Annotated in this window: 18 protein-coding genes; 8 read left to right on the top strand and 10 right to left on the bottom strand. The window is 71.7% G+C overall.

The window, feature by feature from the left end:
- From BKK81_RS27725 to BKK81_RS27750, 6 genes are read left to right on the top strand one after another with little or no spacing between them, the layout of a single operon-like run.
- On the top strand, window positions 1-1,134 hold the full coding sequence (locus BKK81_RS27725; RefSeq protein WP_071019552.1) for a carbon-phosphorus lyase complex subunit PhnI: 1,134 nt from the start codon (window positions 1-3) through the stop codon (window positions 1,132-1,134).
- Window positions 1,131-2,066 (top strand): alpha-D-ribose 1-methylphosphonate 5-phosphate C-P-lyase PhnJ, encoded by a 936-nt coding sequence (locus BKK81_RS27730; RefSeq protein WP_071019555.1) that lies wholly within the window; start codon window positions 1,131-1,133, stop codon window positions 2,064-2,066. Before BKK81_RS27725 ends, BKK81_RS27730 begins: the two co-directional genes overlap by 4 nt.
- The gene (phnK, locus tag BKK81_RS27735; protein ID WP_071019557.1) at window positions 2,063-2,842 is read left to right on the top strand and encodes a phosphonate C-P lyase system protein PhnK; all 780 of its coding nucleotides are present in this window, start codon (window positions 2,063-2,065) and stop codon (window positions 2,840-2,842) included. Before BKK81_RS27730 ends, phnK begins: the two co-directional genes overlap by 4 nt.
- Before the next feature lie 2 nt (window positions 2,843-2,844).
- Window positions 2,845-3,633: a phosphonate C-P lyase system protein PhnL gene (phnL, locus tag BKK81_RS27740; RefSeq protein ID WP_231908111.1), complete on the top strand. Its 789-nt coding sequence runs from the start codon at window positions 2,845-2,847 to the stop codon at window positions 3,631-3,633.
- A gap of 34 nt (window positions 3,634-3,667) precedes the next feature.
- Window positions 3,668-4,867 (top strand): alpha-D-ribose 1-methylphosphonate 5-triphosphate diphosphatase, encoded by a 1,200-nt coding sequence (locus tag BKK81_RS27745; RefSeq protein WP_071019562.1) that lies wholly within the window; start codon window positions 3,668-3,670, stop codon window positions 4,865-4,867.
- Window positions 4,864-5,427 carry an MOSC domain-containing protein gene (locus tag BKK81_RS27750; RefSeq protein WP_071019564.1) on the top strand — a complete coding sequence of 188 codons (564 nt, stop codon included), beginning with the start codon at window positions 4,864-4,866 and terminating at the stop codon, window positions 5,425-5,427. Before BKK81_RS27745 ends, BKK81_RS27750 begins: the two co-directional genes overlap by 4 nt.
- Window positions 5,428-5,494: 67 nt before the next feature.
- Here BKK81_RS27750 and BKK81_RS27755 read toward each other — a convergent pair whose 3' ends face one another.
- Together BKK81_RS27755 and BKK81_RS27760 are read right to left on the bottom strand one after the other, a co-directional pair.
- On the bottom strand, window positions 5,495-5,764 hold the full coding sequence (locus tag BKK81_RS27755) for a hypothetical protein (RefSeq protein WP_071019567.1): 270 nt from the start codon (window positions 5,762-5,764) through the stop codon (window positions 5,495-5,497).
- A 328-nt stretch (window positions 5,765-6,092) separates the two neighbouring features.
- Window positions 6,093-6,341: a hypothetical protein gene (locus BKK81_RS27760; RefSeq protein ID WP_071019570.1), complete on the bottom strand. Its 249-nt coding sequence runs from the start codon at window positions 6,339-6,341 to the stop codon at window positions 6,093-6,095.
- A gap of 228 nt (window positions 6,342-6,569) precedes the next feature.
- On the opposite strand from BKK81_RS27760, the gene BKK81_RS27765 reads away from it, so the two are divergent.
- Window positions 6,570-7,700 (top strand): AGE family epimerase/isomerase, encoded by a 1,131-nt coding sequence (locus BKK81_RS27765; protein WP_071019571.1) that lies wholly within the window; start codon window positions 6,570-6,572, stop codon window positions 7,698-7,700.
- Between the two features lie 11 nt (window positions 7,701-7,711).
- On the opposite strand, the gene BKK81_RS27770 is transcribed toward BKK81_RS27765, so the two are convergent.
- Together BKK81_RS27770 and BKK81_RS27775 are read right to left on the bottom strand one after the other, a co-directional pair.
- Window positions 7,712-8,428 (bottom strand): Crp/Fnr family transcriptional regulator, encoded by a 717-nt coding sequence (locus tag BKK81_RS27770; protein WP_071019574.1) that lies wholly within the window; start codon window positions 8,426-8,428, stop codon window positions 7,712-7,714.
- Window positions 8,429-8,721: 293 nt separating this feature from the next.
- Window positions 8,722-9,582, bottom strand: coding sequence for a LysR family transcriptional regulator (locus BKK81_RS27775; RefSeq protein ID WP_071019577.1), 861 nt, complete (start codon window positions 9,580-9,582; stop codon window positions 8,722-8,724).
- Window positions 9,583-9,715: 133 nt separating this feature from the next.
- Between BKK81_RS27775 and mdtD the strand changes: the two genes are divergently transcribed.
- On the top strand, window positions 9,716-11,137 hold the full coding sequence (mdtD, locus tag BKK81_RS27780) for a multidrug transporter subunit MdtD (RefSeq protein WP_071019579.1): 1,422 nt from the start codon (window positions 9,716-9,718) through the stop codon (window positions 11,135-11,137).
- 69 nt (window positions 11,138-11,206) lie between these two features.
- Here mdtD and BKK81_RS27785 read toward each other — a convergent pair whose 3' ends face one another.
- From BKK81_RS27785 to BKK81_RS27810, 6 genes are all read right to left on the bottom strand, one after another.
- A complete protein-coding gene (locus BKK81_RS27785) occupies window positions 11,207-11,575 on the bottom strand; it encodes a hypothetical protein (RefSeq protein ID WP_071019581.1) in 369 nt (122 codons plus the stop codon).
- Between the two features lie 80 nt (window positions 11,576-11,655).
- A complete protein-coding gene (locus BKK81_RS27790) occupies window positions 11,656-12,348 on the bottom strand; it encodes an alpha/beta hydrolase (RefSeq protein WP_071019583.1) in 693 nt (230 codons plus the stop codon).
- A gap of 130 nt (window positions 12,349-12,478) precedes the next feature.
- Complete coding sequence (locus BKK81_RS27795) at window positions 12,479-12,772, bottom strand: hypothetical protein (protein WP_071019586.1); 294 nt, start codon at window positions 12,770-12,772, stop codon at window positions 12,479-12,481.
- A 330-nt stretch (window positions 12,773-13,102) separates the two neighbouring features.
- On the bottom strand, window positions 13,103-14,023 hold the full coding sequence (locus tag BKK81_RS27800) for an alpha/beta hydrolase (RefSeq protein ID WP_071019589.1): 921 nt from the start codon (window positions 14,021-14,023) through the stop codon (window positions 13,103-13,105).
- 105 nt (window positions 14,024-14,128) lie between these two features.
- Window positions 14,129-14,881 carry an alpha/beta fold hydrolase gene (locus tag BKK81_RS27805; RefSeq protein ID WP_071019592.1) on the bottom strand — a complete coding sequence of 251 codons (753 nt, stop codon included), beginning with the start codon at window positions 14,879-14,881 and terminating at the stop codon, window positions 14,129-14,131.
- Entirely contained in the window at window positions 14,878-15,912 is a 1,035-nt protein-coding gene (locus BKK81_RS27810; protein WP_071019594.1) for a M14 family zinc carboxypeptidase, read from the bottom strand. The genes BKK81_RS27805 and BKK81_RS27810 overlap by 4 nt, the downstream gene beginning before the upstream one ends.
- Window positions 15,913-15,990 lie beyond the last annotated feature (78 nt).

Here is a 15,990-nt window from a genome sequence, read left to right on the forward strand (position 1 = left end):
ATGTACGTGGCCGTCAAGGGAGGCGAGCGCGCCATCCTGAATTCCTATCGCTTGCTGGACGAGTACCGGCGCGGCGATCCCGCCGTGCCGGAACTGAGCCTGGCGCAGATCCGCGAGCAGATGCCACTGGCGGTGTCGCGCGTGATGGCCGAGGGCTCGCTGCACGATCCTCACCTGGCCGCGCTGGCCATCAAGCAGGCGGCCGGCGACCTGATCGAGGCCATCTTCCTGCTGCGCGCCTACCGCACCACGTTGCCGCGTTTCGGCTACACGGTGCCGCTCGATACCGGCACCATGCAGTTGCGCCGCCGCATCTCGTCCACCTACAAGGACGTGCCGGGCGGCCAGGTGCTGGGCCCGACCTATGACTACACGCAGCGCCTGCTTGACTTCAGCCTGGAAGCCGAGCGCGTCGCCGACCCGCTGCCGCCCGCCGAGGTGCCGCTGGCGGCCTCCATGCCGCGCGTGACCGAGCTGCTGGAGCGCGAAGCGCTGATCGAGCCGGACCTGCCGGCCGCCGGCGATCCCGCGCCGCGCGACCTGACGCGCGAGCCGCTGACGTTGCCGGCCGAGCGCGCCACGCGCCTGCAGAACCTGGCGCGCGCCGACGAGGGCTTCCTGCTGTCGATGGGTTACTCGACCCAGCGCGGCTACGGCAATTCGCACCCGTTCGCGGCCGAGATCCGCTACGGCTGCGCCGAAGTGGAGCTGTTCGTGGAAGAGCTGGGCTTTGCCGTCACCGTCGGCGAGATCGAGCTGACCGAGTGCCAGATGGTCAGCCAGTTCAGCGGCAATGCCGAGGCCGGCCCGCGTTTCACGCGCGGCTACGGCCTGGTGTTCGGCTATGGGGAGCGCAAGGCGATGTCGATGGCCCTGGCCGACCGCGCGATGCGCGCCGAAGAGCTGGGCGAAGCCGCCGACGCGCCCGCCAACGATGTCGAGTTCATGCTGTACCACAGCGACAATGTCGAAGCCTCGGGCTTCACGCAGCATTTGAAGCTGCCGCACTACGTGGACTTCCAGGCCAACCTGGAGCTGCTGCGCCGCCTGCGCGCCGAGCGCGAGGCCGCCGCGCCGGCGCCGGCCGCCGCCGCGCCGCAGCCTGCCGCAACGCAAGAGGAGACGCTGGCATGAACGCTGCCATCCCGACCCAGGCCGCCGCCGCGCCGGCGCCGACCGACAACAGCGCCGCGCGCGACGCCCACTACAACTTCGGCTATCTCGACGAATCGACCAAGCGCATGCTGCGCCGGGCGCTGCTCAAGGCCGTGGCCATTCCCGGCTACCAGGTGCCGTTCGGCGGGCGCGAGATGCCGCTGCCCTACGGCTGGGGCACCGGGGGCATCCAGGTCACGGCCGCCATCATCGGCAGCCAGGACGTGCTCAAGGTGATCGACCAGGGCTCGGACGACACCACCAACGCCATCAACATCCGCCGCTTCTTCGCGCGCGTGACCGGGGTGCGCACCACCGAGCGCACCGCCCAGGCCAGCATCGTGCAGACGCGCCACCGCATCCCCGAGACGCCGCTGGCCGAAGGCCAGATCATGGTGTTCCAGGTGCCGATCCCGGAGCCGCTGCGCTGGCTGGAGCCGAGCGAGCGCGAGACGCGCACCATGCACGCGCTGTCCGAGTACGGCGCCATGCACGTCAAGCTCTACGAGGACATCGCGCATCACGGCCATATCGCCACCACCTACGACTATCCGGTGACGGTCAACGGGCGCTACATGATGCGGCCCTCGCCGATCCCGAAGTTCGACAATCCCAAGCTCGACCGCAGCCCCGCGCTGATGCTGTTCGGCGCCGGGCGCGAGAAACGCGTCTACGCCGTGCCGCCCTATACCAGCGTCAAGAGCCTGGATTTCGACGACCATCCCTTCACCGTCGAGAAGTGGTCGACCTGCTGCGCGCAGTGCGGCGCCTCCGACAGCTACCTGGACGAGATCATCATGGATGACAGCGGCACCCGCCTGTTCGTCTGCTCCGATACGGAATACTGCGCCGGACGCCAGCAGGCGCAGGCCGGCACGCAGGGCATGCATGGCGGGGAGGGCGCGGCATGAGCGCGGACCGTCCTCTGCTGTCGGTGCGGGACGTGACCCGCACCTGGGATGGCGTGCATGGCTGCCACCACGTGAGCTTCGACCTCTATCCCGGCGAAGTGCTGTGCGTGGTCGGCGAGTCCGGCTCGGGCAAGAGCACGCTGCTGCAGGCGGTGTCGATGCAGGCGCCGCCGCAGTCGGGCAGCCTGCACTACGATGTGCGCGAACAGGGCATGACCGACCTGGCCACGCTGTCGAGCGCGCGGTTGCGCCTGCTGGCGCGCACCGACTGGGGCTTCGTGCGCCAGCACGCGCGCGACGGCCTGCGCATGCAGGTCAGCGCCGGCGCCAACATCGCCGAGCGGCTGATGGCGGTGGGCGAGCGCCACTACGGCGACCTGCGCGCCGCGGCGGGTGCCTGGCTGGAGAAGATGGAGATCGACCTCGGCCGCCTCGACGACGCGCCGGCTTCCTTCTCCGGCGGCATGCAGCAGCGGCTGCAGATCGCCCGCAACCTGGTCACGCATCCGCGCCTGGTCTTCATGGACGAGCCGACCGCCTCGCTCGACGTGTCGGTGCAGGCACGCCTGCTGGACCTGCTGCGCCGCCTGGTCGGCGACCTCGGCCTGGCCGCCATCATCGTCACCCACGACCTCGCCGTGGCGCGCCTGCTGGCGCACCGCACGCTGGTGATGCAGGGTGGCCGGGTGGTCGAGAGCGGCCTGACCGACCAGGTCCTCGACGATCCGCAGCATCCCTACACCCAATTGCTGGTCTCCTCCATCCTGCAGGTCTGAACATGAACGACGAAGTACGGAGTCCCCTGGCCGGGGCCGGGCGCATGACCGAACGCATGATCGAGGTGCGCGGGCTCGGCAAGCTGTTCACGCTGCACAACCAGGGCGGCGTGCGGCTGCCGGTGCTGCACGCGGTCGATTTCGACGCCGCGCGTGGCGAGTGCGTGGTGCTTGCCGGCCCCTCGGGCACCGGCAAGAGCACGCTGCTGCGCTGCCTCTATGGCAACTACCTGGCCACCGAGGGCAGCATCCGCCTGCGCGACCCGGCCGGCGCCGGCGAGGCCTGGGTGGAGCTGAGCAGCGCGCCCGAGCAGCGCATCCTGCAGTTGCGCCGCGACGTGGTGGGCTATGTCAGCCAGTTCCTGCGCGCCATTCCGCGCGTCTCGGCGCTGGATGTGGTGGCCGAGCCGGCGCTCGCGCGCGGCGTGCCGCAGGAGGCCGCGCGCGAGCGCGCGGCGGCACTGCTGGCGCGGCTGAACCTGCCGGGCCGCCTGTGGAGCCTGCCGCCGGCCACCTTCTCCGGCGGTGAGCAGCAGCGCGTCAATATCGCGCGCGGCTTCATCGGCGGCCACCCGATCCTGCTGCTGGACGAGCCCACCGCCTCGCTCGACGCCGACAACCGCGCGGTGGTGGTGGAACTGATGCGCGAGACGCTGGCCGAGGGGCGCTGCCTGGTCGGCATCTTCCACGACGAGGCGGTGCGCGACGCCGTCGCCACACGGTTGCTGCCGCTGCGCCCGGCGACGGGCGAAACGATGGTGCCCGCCGCCGCCGCCGCCCGGCCCGCCTGAGCGGCCGCCCGGCCCTTTGCCCATGGAACCGAACATGCCACCGATCTACCTGACGCATGCCCATCTGATGCTGCCGGACCAGGAACTGGCCGACAGCGCCCTGTTGATCGAAGACGGCCGTATCGCCGCCATCGAGCCCGCACCATCCGCCGTGCCGCGCGGCGCGCAGGTGGTCGACCTGCACGGCCAGTACCTGCTGCCCGGCCTGGTCGACCTGCACTGCGACGCCATCGAGAAGGAGGCCGAGCCGCGCGCCAACGTGCTGTTCCCGCTCGATTTCGCCGTGGCGCAGGTGGATCGGCGCAATGCCGCCGCGGGCATCACCACACCCTTCCATGCGTTGTCCTTCTCCAGCCACGAGGCCGGCGTGCGCAACAACCAGACGGCCTCCGACATCGTGCGCAGGGTGGCCGCCTTCCGCGCGCACAGCCTGGTCGACAACCGCGTGCACTGCCGCTACGAGGTGACCGACGCGGCCGCGGTGCCGGCGCTGGAGCAGTTGATGGACGAGGGCGTGGTCGACCTGATCTCGGTGATGGACCACTCGCCCGGCCAGGGGCAGTTCAAGACGGTGGAAGCCTACCTGGCCTACCTGATGGGCAACCACGGCATGAGCCGCGAAGCGGCCGGCGAGGTCGCCGAGCGCAAGCTGAAGGAGCGCGAGGGTGTGGCCGGGCGCGTCGAGCGCCTGCTGGCGCGCGCGGGCCGGCTGGGCATCCCCGCCGCCAGCCACGACGACGACTCGCCGCAGCGCATCGAGGCCATGCGGGCGCTGGGCGTGCGCATGAGCGAGTTCCCCATCAACCTGGAGACGGCGCGCGCCGCGTGCGAGCAGGCGCTGCCGACCATCCTGGGGGCGCCCAATGTACTGCGCGGCAAGAGCCAGAGCGGCTCGATGCGCGCCATCGACGCCATCCGCGCCGGCGTGGCCAGCATCCTGTGTTCGGACTACCAGCCGTCGACGCTGGTGCCTTCGGCCTTTGCCGCCGCGCAACAGGCCGGGCAGCCACTGTGGCGCGCGCTCGCCATGGTGACCGCCAATCCGGCGTGCGCCTGCGGCCTTGGAGACCGCGGTGGCCTGATTCCAGGCCTGCGCGCCGACCTGGTCGCGGTGGCGACGGTGGCGGGCCAGCCGCTGGTGACGCATACGTGGTCGGCCGGCCGGCTGGTGTTCGCGGCCGGCTATGCGGCGGCGGCGCCGGTGCGGCCGCAGGTGGCGCTGGAGGCTGCGTGAGGGCGGCCGGCGCCGGGCCGGATGCCCGGGTGGCCGCGGTGGCGCGCAGCGCCGTGCACGGCTTCAGCAAGGAGGTGGTGCAGGAAATCCGCCTGCTGGCCGGTCTCGGCGTGGAGGGGGACGCGCACGCCGGCGTCACCGTGCAGCATCGTTCGCGCGTGGCGGTCGATCCCAGCCAGCCCAACCTGCGCCAGGTCCACCTGATCGCGGACGAACTGCTGGCGCAGTGGTCGGCCCAGGGCTTCGGCCTCGGGCACGGGGCGCTGGGGGAGAACGTCGCCACGGCGGGGCTCGACCTGCTGGCGCTGCCGGTCGGCACGCGCCTGCGGCTTGGCGCCGAGGCCGTGCTGGAGCTGACCGGCCTGCGCAATCCCTGTGCGCAGATCGAAGCGTTCCGGCCCGGCCTGCTCAAGGAGGTGCTCGGCCGCGACGCGGACGGCAGGCTGGTGCGCCGGGCAGGGGTGATGGCGGTGGTGCTGGCGGGCGGCGCGGTGCGCGCGGGCGATGCCATCGAAGTCATGCTGCCGGCGCTGCCGCACCGGCCGCTGGAGCGGGTTTGAGACGGCGCCGAGACAGGCGGGAAGGGTGACGGGAAAGCTGGCTGGAGGTGGGCTCAGTGCGGTGGGCTCAGTGCGGCAGGCTGCCGGGGCGGGGGCCGTTGAGCTCCCACTCCTGGGCGATGTCCGGAAAGACGTCGCATTCGCCGCGCACGATGACCTCGATGGTGGCGCACACGCCGGCGGTGCCGCGCGGGCCGACGCAGACCAGGCTGCGCGGGCGCGGGCTGTGCTGGGGAATGGCGTAGACGTGCATGCCCTCCCGGTACAGGGGGTGCCTGCTCAGGCGCTCGTTGAGCATCTCGACGAAGCGCTGGGGACTGACAACGGGCTTGGCCATGGCGCGCTCCCACGTTTGCCAGCCGTCCGGGGCGACGCGGCCTGCGCCGGCACGGGGCCGGCGGTGGGTCGGAACGGCGGAATTCCCACACGGGACCATGCGGGAAGGTGGGGCAGCGCACAGACATGCGTCCGCCCCTGAGGCTTACAGCCTAGCGCATCCATGGCGCGGTGCAAGAACAATACGCACGGGCTGCCGAACCGGCCACTTGGGGCGGTTGCCGGGCGCAGCGTGCGCCAGGCGGCGACTGAGCGGCGACTGAGCGGCGACTGAGCGGCGACTGAGCGGCGGCTAAGCGGGTCGCTGCGCAGCCCCCCGGGCGCGCGTTTCAGTGGGCACGTGATTCGCCGGCCAGGCGGATGCCGTCCAGCAGCCGGTTGCCGGCCGCCCAGCAGGCCGCCTCGGCTTCCGCATGCGAGGGATAGGCGGCGGGCGATTCGATGGTGGAGTCGCAGTCGGCGGCGCAGCCTCGCTCTTCCACGACGATGCGCCAGCAGTAGGAGCCGGGGTGGTCTTCGACGACGTGGAGCACCAGCGTGCGGTGCCGGTCGGTCAGGGTCAGGGGGTGGTGGGTCATGGCAGCCTCCCGCGCGGGAACGCCTGGTGGAACAGACGGTGTGAGTGTCTTCCATCCTTCAATGTAGACGGCGGCGGCGCGGGGCGAAAGGCGACGGCGGGCCGCGGCCTGCGTCCGGTGCCTCCGGGGGGCTCAGGGCGCGCGGGGCTCCAACGGACTTCCGCCGGCGCGCCATTTCCAGTATCTTGCCGGCTTGCGCCCTCCCGCACCCTGTCCATCACACGCCGCATGCCTGCCTCATCCACCGTCCCGCCCCGACTCGCTGCCCGCGTCGACGCCCTGGTCCGCCACTACACGGGCACCATCCTGCCGCTGTGGCGCGGCGCCGGCTGGAACCCCACCCTGCGCCTGCCTTACGAGGCGCTCGACGGCGGCAGCGGCGCGCCGCTGCCGCCGGTGCGCTACCGTGCCATGGCCTGCGCGCGCCAACTCTATGTGTTCGCCCACGCGGGCCTGCCCGGAAGCGCCGACGCGGAACACGCGGCGGCCTTGTTCGCCTCGCTGGAGGCCTGCTTCGGCGACGGCGAGGGCAGCTGGATCTACAGCGTCGACGCGGCCGCCGAGCCGCTGGACCGGGCGCGCGACCTCTATACCTACGCCTTTGCCGTGTTCGCCTGCGCCGAGTACCACAAGCGCAGCGGCAGCGAGGCGGCACTGCGGCTGATGGCGCGCACCACGGCGCTGATCGAGGCACGCTTCGCCGACGGCGCCGGCTTGTACCGTTCCGCGCTCGATGCCGGCTATGGGGACAGCGGCGCGCCGGTGCTGCAGAACCCCATCATGCACCTGACCGAGGCCTACCTGGCCGCCTATGGCATTGCCGGCGACGCCTGGTACGGCCAGCGCCTGCGCGAGATCGGCGAGGCCGTGCTGGCGCGCTTCGTCGATCCGGGCAACGGCTGCGTGGCCGAGCTGCCGCAGGGCGAGCCCGGCAACCGCATCGAGCCGGGGCACCAGTTCGAGTGGTTTGCGCTGGTGGCGATGGCGCCGGCCGTGTTCGGCGGATCGGCGCTGGAGGCCTCGCTGCGACGCGCCTTCGCCTTCGCGCAACGCTTCGGCGTGGATGCCGCCACCCAGGGCGTCGGCGCGGCGCTGGCGGCGGATGGCAGCGTGACGGACGCCACCCAGCGCATCTGGGCGCAGACGGAGTTCGCCCGCGCGCTGGCGCTGGAGGGCAGCACGGCCTCGCTGGCCACGCTGGCGGAGTGGGCCGGGTGCTTCGAGGCGCGGTTCCTGCACGCCGGCGGCTGGCATGAAGTGCTCGGGCCGGCCGGCGAGGTGCTGCGCACCGACATGCCGTCGACCACGCCCTATCACCTGTTCGGCGCCTACCGAGCCTTGCCCTCGGCAGGACTGTGAGGCGGCCTGCCTCAGGCCGTCGTGCTCAGCAGCCGGTCGAACTCGTGCTTGACGATGCGGTACGACTCGCCTGAATAGCCCTCCAGGCCGGCGCGGTCGATCACCGTGATATGGCCGCGGCTGTGCTCGATCAGGTGCAGCTGCACCAGCCGCCCGACCGCCTCGGTGACGCCTTCGCGGCGCACGCCCAGCATGTCGGCGATGGTCTGCTGGGTCACGTCGAGCTCGTTGCCGGCGGCGCGGTCAAGTGCCAGCAGCAGCCAGCGGCACAGCTGCTCGGTGAGGGAGTGGTGGCGCACGCTGACCACGGTCTGCGCCACCTGCGTCAGCAGGGCCTGCATGTAAAGCAGGGTCATGCGCTGCAGGGTGGGCAGCATGGGCCACTGGGCACGCAGGTCGCCGGCGGCGATGCGCAGCGCCACGCCGCTCTTGCGTACCTCGGTACGGTTGGGCATGGTCTCGCCGCCGGTCAGCGCGGGCAGGCCGGCCAGGCCTTCGTGCCCGATCGAGGCCAGCTCCACGGTGCTGCCGGATTCCTGCAGCGAGAGCATGGAGATCATGGCGCTGATCGGGAAATAGACGTGGCGGATGCGTTGCCCCGAATCGCTCAGCAGCTGGCCGGCGCGCAGGTTGACCGGCTCCAGGTAGGGCCGCAGGGCGGTACGTTCGCGCTCCGGCAGGCGCTTCAGCAGTTGATTGCCGGACAGGTCGACGATGGTTTCCAACATGCGCTTCTCCCCGTTTCCCCTGAAGACCAAGGCGGACGCCATCGGCAGCGGACGCCACCAAGCGGACGCCACCGACAGCGGCTGCCCGTCTGTGCGGGTCGCCACGTAGCGGGCGGCCTTGTATAGGTCCATTAAGCGATATGTGTGGGCACGGGGACAGTGGCCGGAGGTTGGAGGCGGCGCGGTAAATCGGGTGACATGCTTTTGGATGACCTCAACCGTTTGGACGGGGGAGGGACCGGCAGGCCGGCGCGGCCGGTGCCGTTGCCGGCACGGGCGGAGGGCGGCCGGCCTCAGTCGTCCAGCCGCGAACCGCGCAGGTCGCTCTTCTGCAGCAGGCGCAGCAGCGTCTCGGCGGGGCGGCTGAGGCGCCGCGCCGCCAGCGAGATGAACTCGACCTGGGGCAGCGCCGGCAGGCTGTCGGCATTGACCGGCGGCACCAGGCCGCGCCCGGCCAGGTCGCGCGCGCGCACCGTCAGGCCCAGGCCGCCGCGTGCGGCGGCCACGCAGCCGGAATGGCTGCTGCTGCAGCACACGATGCGCCACTGTACGCCCGCCTTGGCGAGGGTGTCGAGCACGACGGCGCGGGTGACGCTCGGTTCATTCACCAGGATCAGCGGCAGCGGGCGGCTCAGGTCGGCCACCGTGCCCGGCACCGCCAGCCATTCCAGCGCGCCGTGGAACAGCGGCACGCCGCGGCGCTCGCCGTCGCGGCGCTTGCCGATCATCAGGTCGAGCGTGCCGGCATCCATCAGTTCGTACAGCTTGCCCGTCATGCCGATGGTGATCTCCAGCTCCACGTCCGGGTGCGAGTTGCGGAAGGCCGCCAGCACCTTGGGCAGGGGGCCCTGGGCGAGATCGTCGGAGGTGCCCAGGCGCACGCGCCCCTGCAGGCGCGGCGCGCTGAACTGCGATTCGGCGCGCGCCAGCGCCTGCAGGATCAGCCGTGCGTGGACCAGCAGGGCCTCGCCGTCGGGCGTCATGGCCAGCGAATGGGTGTCGCGCACGAACAGCCGGCGACCGACGTTTTCCTCCAGGCGGCGGATGTGTTCGCTGACGGAGGACTGCGACAGGCCGAGCTGGCGGCCGGCGTCGGTAAAGCTGCGGGCCGCGGCCACGGTGGCGAAGGTTTGGATCCAGACCGGATTGAGCATGCGCCATTGTCATCGGCAAATCCGATGGCAGTCAATGACGCCAGCGGGGTTCACGATCGGTGCGCGGCTGATTAACATGCCAGCAGTCCCGGCGTGCCACGGCGTGCGGCATGCGGCACTACCGAGAAGGACAATGACCCAGGATTCCCCCCGCATGCCGATGTTGTGGATCGTCGCCGCCGGCTTCTTCATGCAGACGCTCGACACCACCATCGTCAACACCGCGCTGCCCTCGATGGCGCGCAGCCTGAACGAGACCCCGCTGGCGCTGCAACCGGTGGTGGTTGCCTACACACTGACCATGGCCATGCTGACGCCTGCCTCGGGCTGGCTGGCCGACCGCTTCGGCACCCGCCGCGTCTACTTCGCCGCGATTCTCATCTTCGTGCTGGGCTCGCTCTTCTGCGCCGGCGCCCACACGCTGCCGCAACTGGTGGCGGCCCGCGTGGTGCAGGGCCTGGGCGGCTCGATGCTGCTGCCGATCGGGCGCCTGGCCATCCTGCGCAATGTCTCCAGCGAGCAGTACATCGCCGCGCTGGCCTTCGTCTCGGTGGCGGGCCAGGTGGGCCCGATCTTCGGGCCGATGCTGGGCGGGTGGCTGGTGCAGAGCGTGTCGTGGCATTGGATCTTCCTCATCAACGTGCCGATCGGCGTGCTGGGGCTGGCGGCCGTGCTGCGCTACCTGCCGGCCGACCGCGGCCTGCAGGCGCCGCCCTTCGACTGGCTGGGCTGCGGGCTGCTGTCGCTGTGCATGGTGGCCTTCTCGCTCGCGCTGGACGCACCGGGCGGCGGTGGCGGCGCGGCCCACGCGTTGTGGAGCGGCGCGCTGTTCGCCACCAGCCTGCTGTCGGCGTTGCTCTATATCCCCCATGCGCGCCGCAGCCGCGCGCCGCTGTTCCGCCTGGCGCTGTTCCGCGAGCCGAACTTCAGCGTTGGCCTGGCCGGCAACCTGGTGTGCCGCATCGGCTCGGGCGCGGTGCCGTTCCTGCTGCCGCTGCTGCTGCAGCTTCAGCTCGGTTACTCGCCGCTGCACTCCGGCATGATGCTGCTGCCGGCGGCGCTGGCCGGCGCCCTCGCCAAGCGCTGGATCGTGCCGCTGGTCAACCGCTACGGCTATGGCACCTTCCTGCTGGTGAACACCGTGCTGGTGGGCGCGTCGATCGCCTCCTTCGCGGCGATCGCGCCGGGCTGGCCGATGGCGCTCGCGGCGGCGCAGCTGGCGCTGTTCGGCGCCACCAACTCGATGCAGTTCGCGGCCATGAACAGCGTTACGCTGAAGGGCCTGAGCCGGGAAGACGCCGGCAGCGGCAATTCCCTCTTCTCGATGGTGCAGATGCTGGCGATCGGACTGGGTGTGACCATCGGCGGCGGGCTGGTGAGCTTGTTCACCACTCACGCCGGCATGGGCGGCGGTGCCTACCGGCTGGCCTTCCTCACCGTGGGGCTGATCACACTGGCCTCGGCCGCGGTGTTCCGGCGCCTCGACATGGCCGAGCTGGAGAAGGGCCGCGGGGGCCGCGGGGGCCGCGGCGCCGCGCGCACCACAGGCCGCTGAGCCTGCACTGCGGCGCGCGCAGGCGCCGCTGCGCCGCTTGCCGTGCGCCGCCGTTGCCTTACCGTTGCCTTACTCTTCCACGCCGCGCTCGCGCAGCAGGCGCGCGCACTCGTCGAGCAGGTCGTGGGCGAAGGCCGACTGGTAGTTGGGGTCGAGCGCTTCCATCATCTCGTGCGAGGCATAGAGCCCAGCCTCGCGCGACAGCGTGCCGGCGAGCTGGCGCGCGAACTCGTCGCTCAGCTCGGACAGCAGGCGGCGCTCAGCCAGCGCGAGCTGCAGCTTGGAGCGCGACAGCCATTGCGCGGCCAGCGTCGCGCCCTGGGCCTCGGTCAGCCAGGTGCGGTGCTCGTAGTAGGCGGACAGCCGCTCGGCGGTCAGCGCGAACAGCAGGGCCTTGCGGGTATTGAAATCGAGTCGGACGATCGGGGCGGGCTTCATGCCGTGCACGGGGTGGCGGAATTCAGGAAGGACGCGAGACTACCATATGGCCGGCTCGATCGGGCTCGCTCAGGTCCCGCTCAGGGCTCGCCGGCCGGCGCCGCGGCCAGCCGTGCACGCAGCCAGGCGCCGATGTCCCGCAGCTCTTCCAGGCACACCGAATGCGGCATCGGGTAGGTATGCCAGGCCACCTGGCAGCCGCGCTCGCGCAGCGCGTCGCGTGCCTGCTCGCCCAGCGCCGGCGCCACGATGTCGTCCTCGCTGCCATGCGCGGCGAAGATCGGCGTGGCCAGGTTGTCCGCCCGCATGCCGGCGTCCACCAGGGCCGGTGCCGGCAGGTAGGTGGACAGCGCGATGATGCCGGCGAGCGGCTCCGGATGCGTCAGGCCGGCCGTATAGGCGATCGCGCCGCCTTGCGAGAAGCCTGCCAGCACGATGCGCGCACAGGGCACGCCGCGCGCGTTCTCCCTGGCGATCAGCGCACGCACCGCCTCGCAGGAGGCGGCAATGCCGTCTTCATCGGCATGGCGGCGCGCGTTGTCCAGGGTGTAGATGTCATACCAGGCAGGCATCACGTAACCGCCGTTGCACGTGACCGGCATGGCGGGCGCATGCGGAAAGACGAAGCGCACGCCTGGCGCCGCGGGCAGGCCGAGTTCCGGTACCACCGGCACGAAGTCGCTGCCGTCGGCGCCGAGGCCGTGCAGCCAGATGACGGTGAACGCCGGCGCGGGCGCGGTCTCGAGTTCGATGGCGGGCAGCAGTTCGTTCATGGCCTGTTCCTGGGGAGTGCCCGTGCCAGGCCACAACGCGCGGCCGGCCGGCCGCGCGAGTATCGCACAGCCGGCGATGGCCGGTATGGCGGGCGCCGGCCCGCTACGCCGCCGGGGCGCGTCCGCCCCGTCAGGCGGCCGAGGGCACGATGGGCACCGTGGTCAGGCCGGGGGCCAGGCGCGCGCCCGGCGCGGTTTCGGCGGCGGGGCGAGCGGCGGCGCGGCGCTTGTCGACCACGCCCTCGACACCGGTGGCCGCCACGTCCTCGAGGAAGGCGATGACATCGCGGTAATAGTCGACCTGCATCTGTGCTTCCAGCAATCGTCGTTCAGCCTGGAACAGCGTCAGCCTCATGTTCTCCAGTTCCCGCGCGGCGATCTTTTCCGGGGTGGGCTGACTGAACAGGTTCGCGAACAAACGCATGGCAGTACCTCCAGGGCTGTCAACAGCGGCGATTCGATGTTCTGGCCATGTGAGCACTATAGACAAGAATGCCGGGCGCCACTGTGACACGCGGCAGCGTCGCAACTCATCCACATGGCCGGTTGCCGGATGCGCGCGGCAGGAGTAGATTGACCGGTCACCGCTGGTGTGGGCGCACCGCAGCGCGCCGGCGCCGCCCGGGCGCGGGGCCGGGCTCGGCTCCGGGAACGTGCGCCTGCCTTCCCCTCTTTTTTCTTCTTGCTTTTCCTCTTGCCTCGGCCGCAACGGCCGTCTTCGCGCCGTTCAGCGGCTTTCCCGCGCGCTATCCCGCTATCCGTGCCGCGCCGGCGTGCCGGCCGGCGGACGAGCGTCGTGCGCCGGAGGCGCGACGGCCAGGGCGCCGCTGCGCAGCGAGGCCGCGATCGGCGACCAGAAGATGGCGGCTTCGTCGGCCTCGATGGCGGCGTTGTGTACCAGTCCGTCCAGGGCCAGCAGCCGGTGCGGGCCGGTGGCGGCGCGCGCCAGCCGTTCCGCCTGCGCGAAGGGAATCACTTCGTCGCTGCGGCTGTGGACCAGCAACAGCGGCAGGCCCAGCTCGTGCACGCGCGCTTCGTTGTCCCAGGGATTCGGCAGCAGCGGCGCCAGCCAGGGTGGCACGATGCCGGTCGCCACGGCCGCGGCGCGCGCCGAACTGAAGCCGGCGGCGATCACCACGCCGGCCGGCGCCGGCCGCAGCGTGTCGATCAGGCCGAGCAGCACTCCCGTGCCGAGCGAGTAGCCCAGCACGTAGCGGCGCGGCGCCTCGGCGGTTGCCGCCAGGAAGCGCTGGTAGGCCTGGCGCCCGTCCTCTTCCAGATGGCGTACGGTGGGGTGACCGCTGCTGGCGCCATAGCCGCTGTAGTCGAACACAAAGCTGCTGATGCCCGCGCGGTAGAGCAGGGCCTGCGCGCGGGCCCAGTCGGACAGGCTCTCGTCGTCACCGTGGTACACCAGCAGCGCCGGCGCATCGCGCTCGGCGGCGCGCACGAAGGATGCATGCAAGGTGCGGTCGCCGCTGTCGAAGGTGGACTGTTGCGACGGTACGCCGAAGTCTTCCGGGGTCAGCGGGCCGAGGCGGGACGGCTGGAAGGCGCCGTGCTCGACCGCGAGGTAGAGGGCCTCGCGGCCCAGCGCCACCAGCAGCGCCGCGCAGGCGGCGCCGGCGAGCCAGCGTGCCAGCGGGAAGGGTTTGCGTGAGCTCGGGCGGGTCATCGGCCGCTCCGGTCGGGACGGGCAGGGGATCGGGTCAGGACTTGCATGGCAGGAGTGTAGCCGCATCGGCGGGGCGCGGCATCCCCGGGGCGGGCTCCGCGGGGCTCAGCGTGCAACAGCTTCGCGCAGGGTACGGTCCAGCCAGTCGGGATCGTCGTGCGGCAGGTCGTGGCCGGCCCAGGGATGGCAGCGCAGCTCCGCCCGCCAGGCGCCGGCCAGTCGCTCGGAGCAGCGCGGGCTGACCAATCCATCGCCGGCCGATGACAGCAGCAGCACCGGGCAGGCGGGCGCGCCCGGGCGGGCGCGGAATCGGGCCGCGGCGAACAGCTGGCGCAGTGCCGCGGCGCGGCTGACCGGCGCGCTGGCACCGATCTCGCTCCAGGCGCTCAGGTCGGCGTCGAGCGTATCCGTGCGCCGGCAGGTCAGCGCGTGGATGAGGCGTTCGCGTTCGGCGTGGCGCGGCCAGCGCGCGGCGAGCGCCAGCAGCGCGGGCCAGGCGCGCGGGCGCAGCCGCTGGTCGACGCGGCAATAGGGCCGCATGCTGGTGTTGATCAGGACCAGCGCGGCCACCTCGCCGGGATGCTGCTGCGCCCAGTCGAGCGCCACCATGCCGCCCAGCGACATGGCGAGCAGGCGGTAGGGCGGCCGCAGCCCCGCTGCGCACGCTTGCGCGCGCACGAAGTCGCGCATGGCGCCGACCGTGAGCGGTGCCGGCACCCGCGCATGGCGGCCGCAGCCGGGCAGGTCGACCAGCACGGCCGGCCCCAGGCCCTGCGCGGCCATGCGTGCCGGCAGTTCGGCCCAGTGCCGCCCTTCGCGCGAGAGGCCGCGCAGCAGCAGCCAGGGAGCGCCGCTCACCGGCGCTCCCCGCCGAGCCAGTGGGCGGCCGCGGCCTGGCGCAGGCGCTCGCGTTGCTCGTCGTGCGGCAGCCAGCGCTGCGGCGCCACCGCCAGGCGGCCGAGGAAATCGAACAGGCTGACGTGGCGCCGCAGCACGCGCGCGGTGCGGTGGGCCATGATGGGGTTGAAGATACCCTGGCGCGAGAAGAGCTGGCGCGGGTTCTTCTTGATCCAGAGCCAGGAGCCGAGTTCGAGCGTCATCGGCAGGAACAGGTTGGGCGCCCGCGCACGGTCGTAGGCGTAGTCCCACAGGTCGCCGTGCAGCAGGTACTGCTGGCTCTGCGGCTCGAAGGCGTAGCCGTGGTGCGGGTGGGCCTGCTCGAACAAGGTCTTGAGCAGGAACATCTCGGCCAGGTGAGGCATGGGCCGGGTGGTGCGCGCATAGGGAAACCAGATGCTGTCGCGCCAGCCGTAGCCGGAGTGGCAGTCCACGGCGAAGCTGAGCGGGCGCGGCAGCAGTTCCTCCTCGACCACGCGCAGCATGGCGGCGCTTTCGCTCTCCATCGGCGCGCCGGCGCGGCCGCGGTACCACGGCAGCCAGGCGCCGTAGCGCTGGCCGCCGGCAAGGAAGGGCACCGCGCCCTCGGCGTCCTGCGGCGCATTGCGCATCAGGTCCACGCCGGCGGGGTTGGCGCGTGTGCCGGCCCACATGCCACCCGGATTGACGATCGGCATGAAGACCAGCCGCACGGATTCGAGCTGGCGCCGCAGCAGCTCATCCCATTCGAGCCGGCCCAGCAGCGCGCGCATATAGTCGAGCACCAGCAGCGTGCCGATCCGCTCCAGGCCGTGGATGCCGCCGAAGATGCCGATCGCCGGCGCCTGCGGCGCCTCGCTGCCGAGGCAGGCCACGTAGACGGCAAAGCGGTGGCCCTGCGTGCTGACCTCGCAGGCCACGCGCGCCCGCAGCACGCCGACGCCTGCCGCCAGGATGTCCTGGAGCTGCTCATACTCGGCAAAGCTGGCGCTGCGCGGGTCGGGCGATGCCATGCGCGTTCGGTCTCCGGGGTCGCTTCTTCCGCCTCGTTCCACCGTATCCCGAGGCGGCGGCGGCAGTGATGATGGCGA

It is taken from the genome of Cupriavidus sp. USMAHM13, from assembly GCF_001854285.1.
Lineage (GTDB): Bacteria > Pseudomonadota > Gammaproteobacteria > Burkholderiales > Burkholderiaceae > Cupriavidus > Cupriavidus malaysiensis.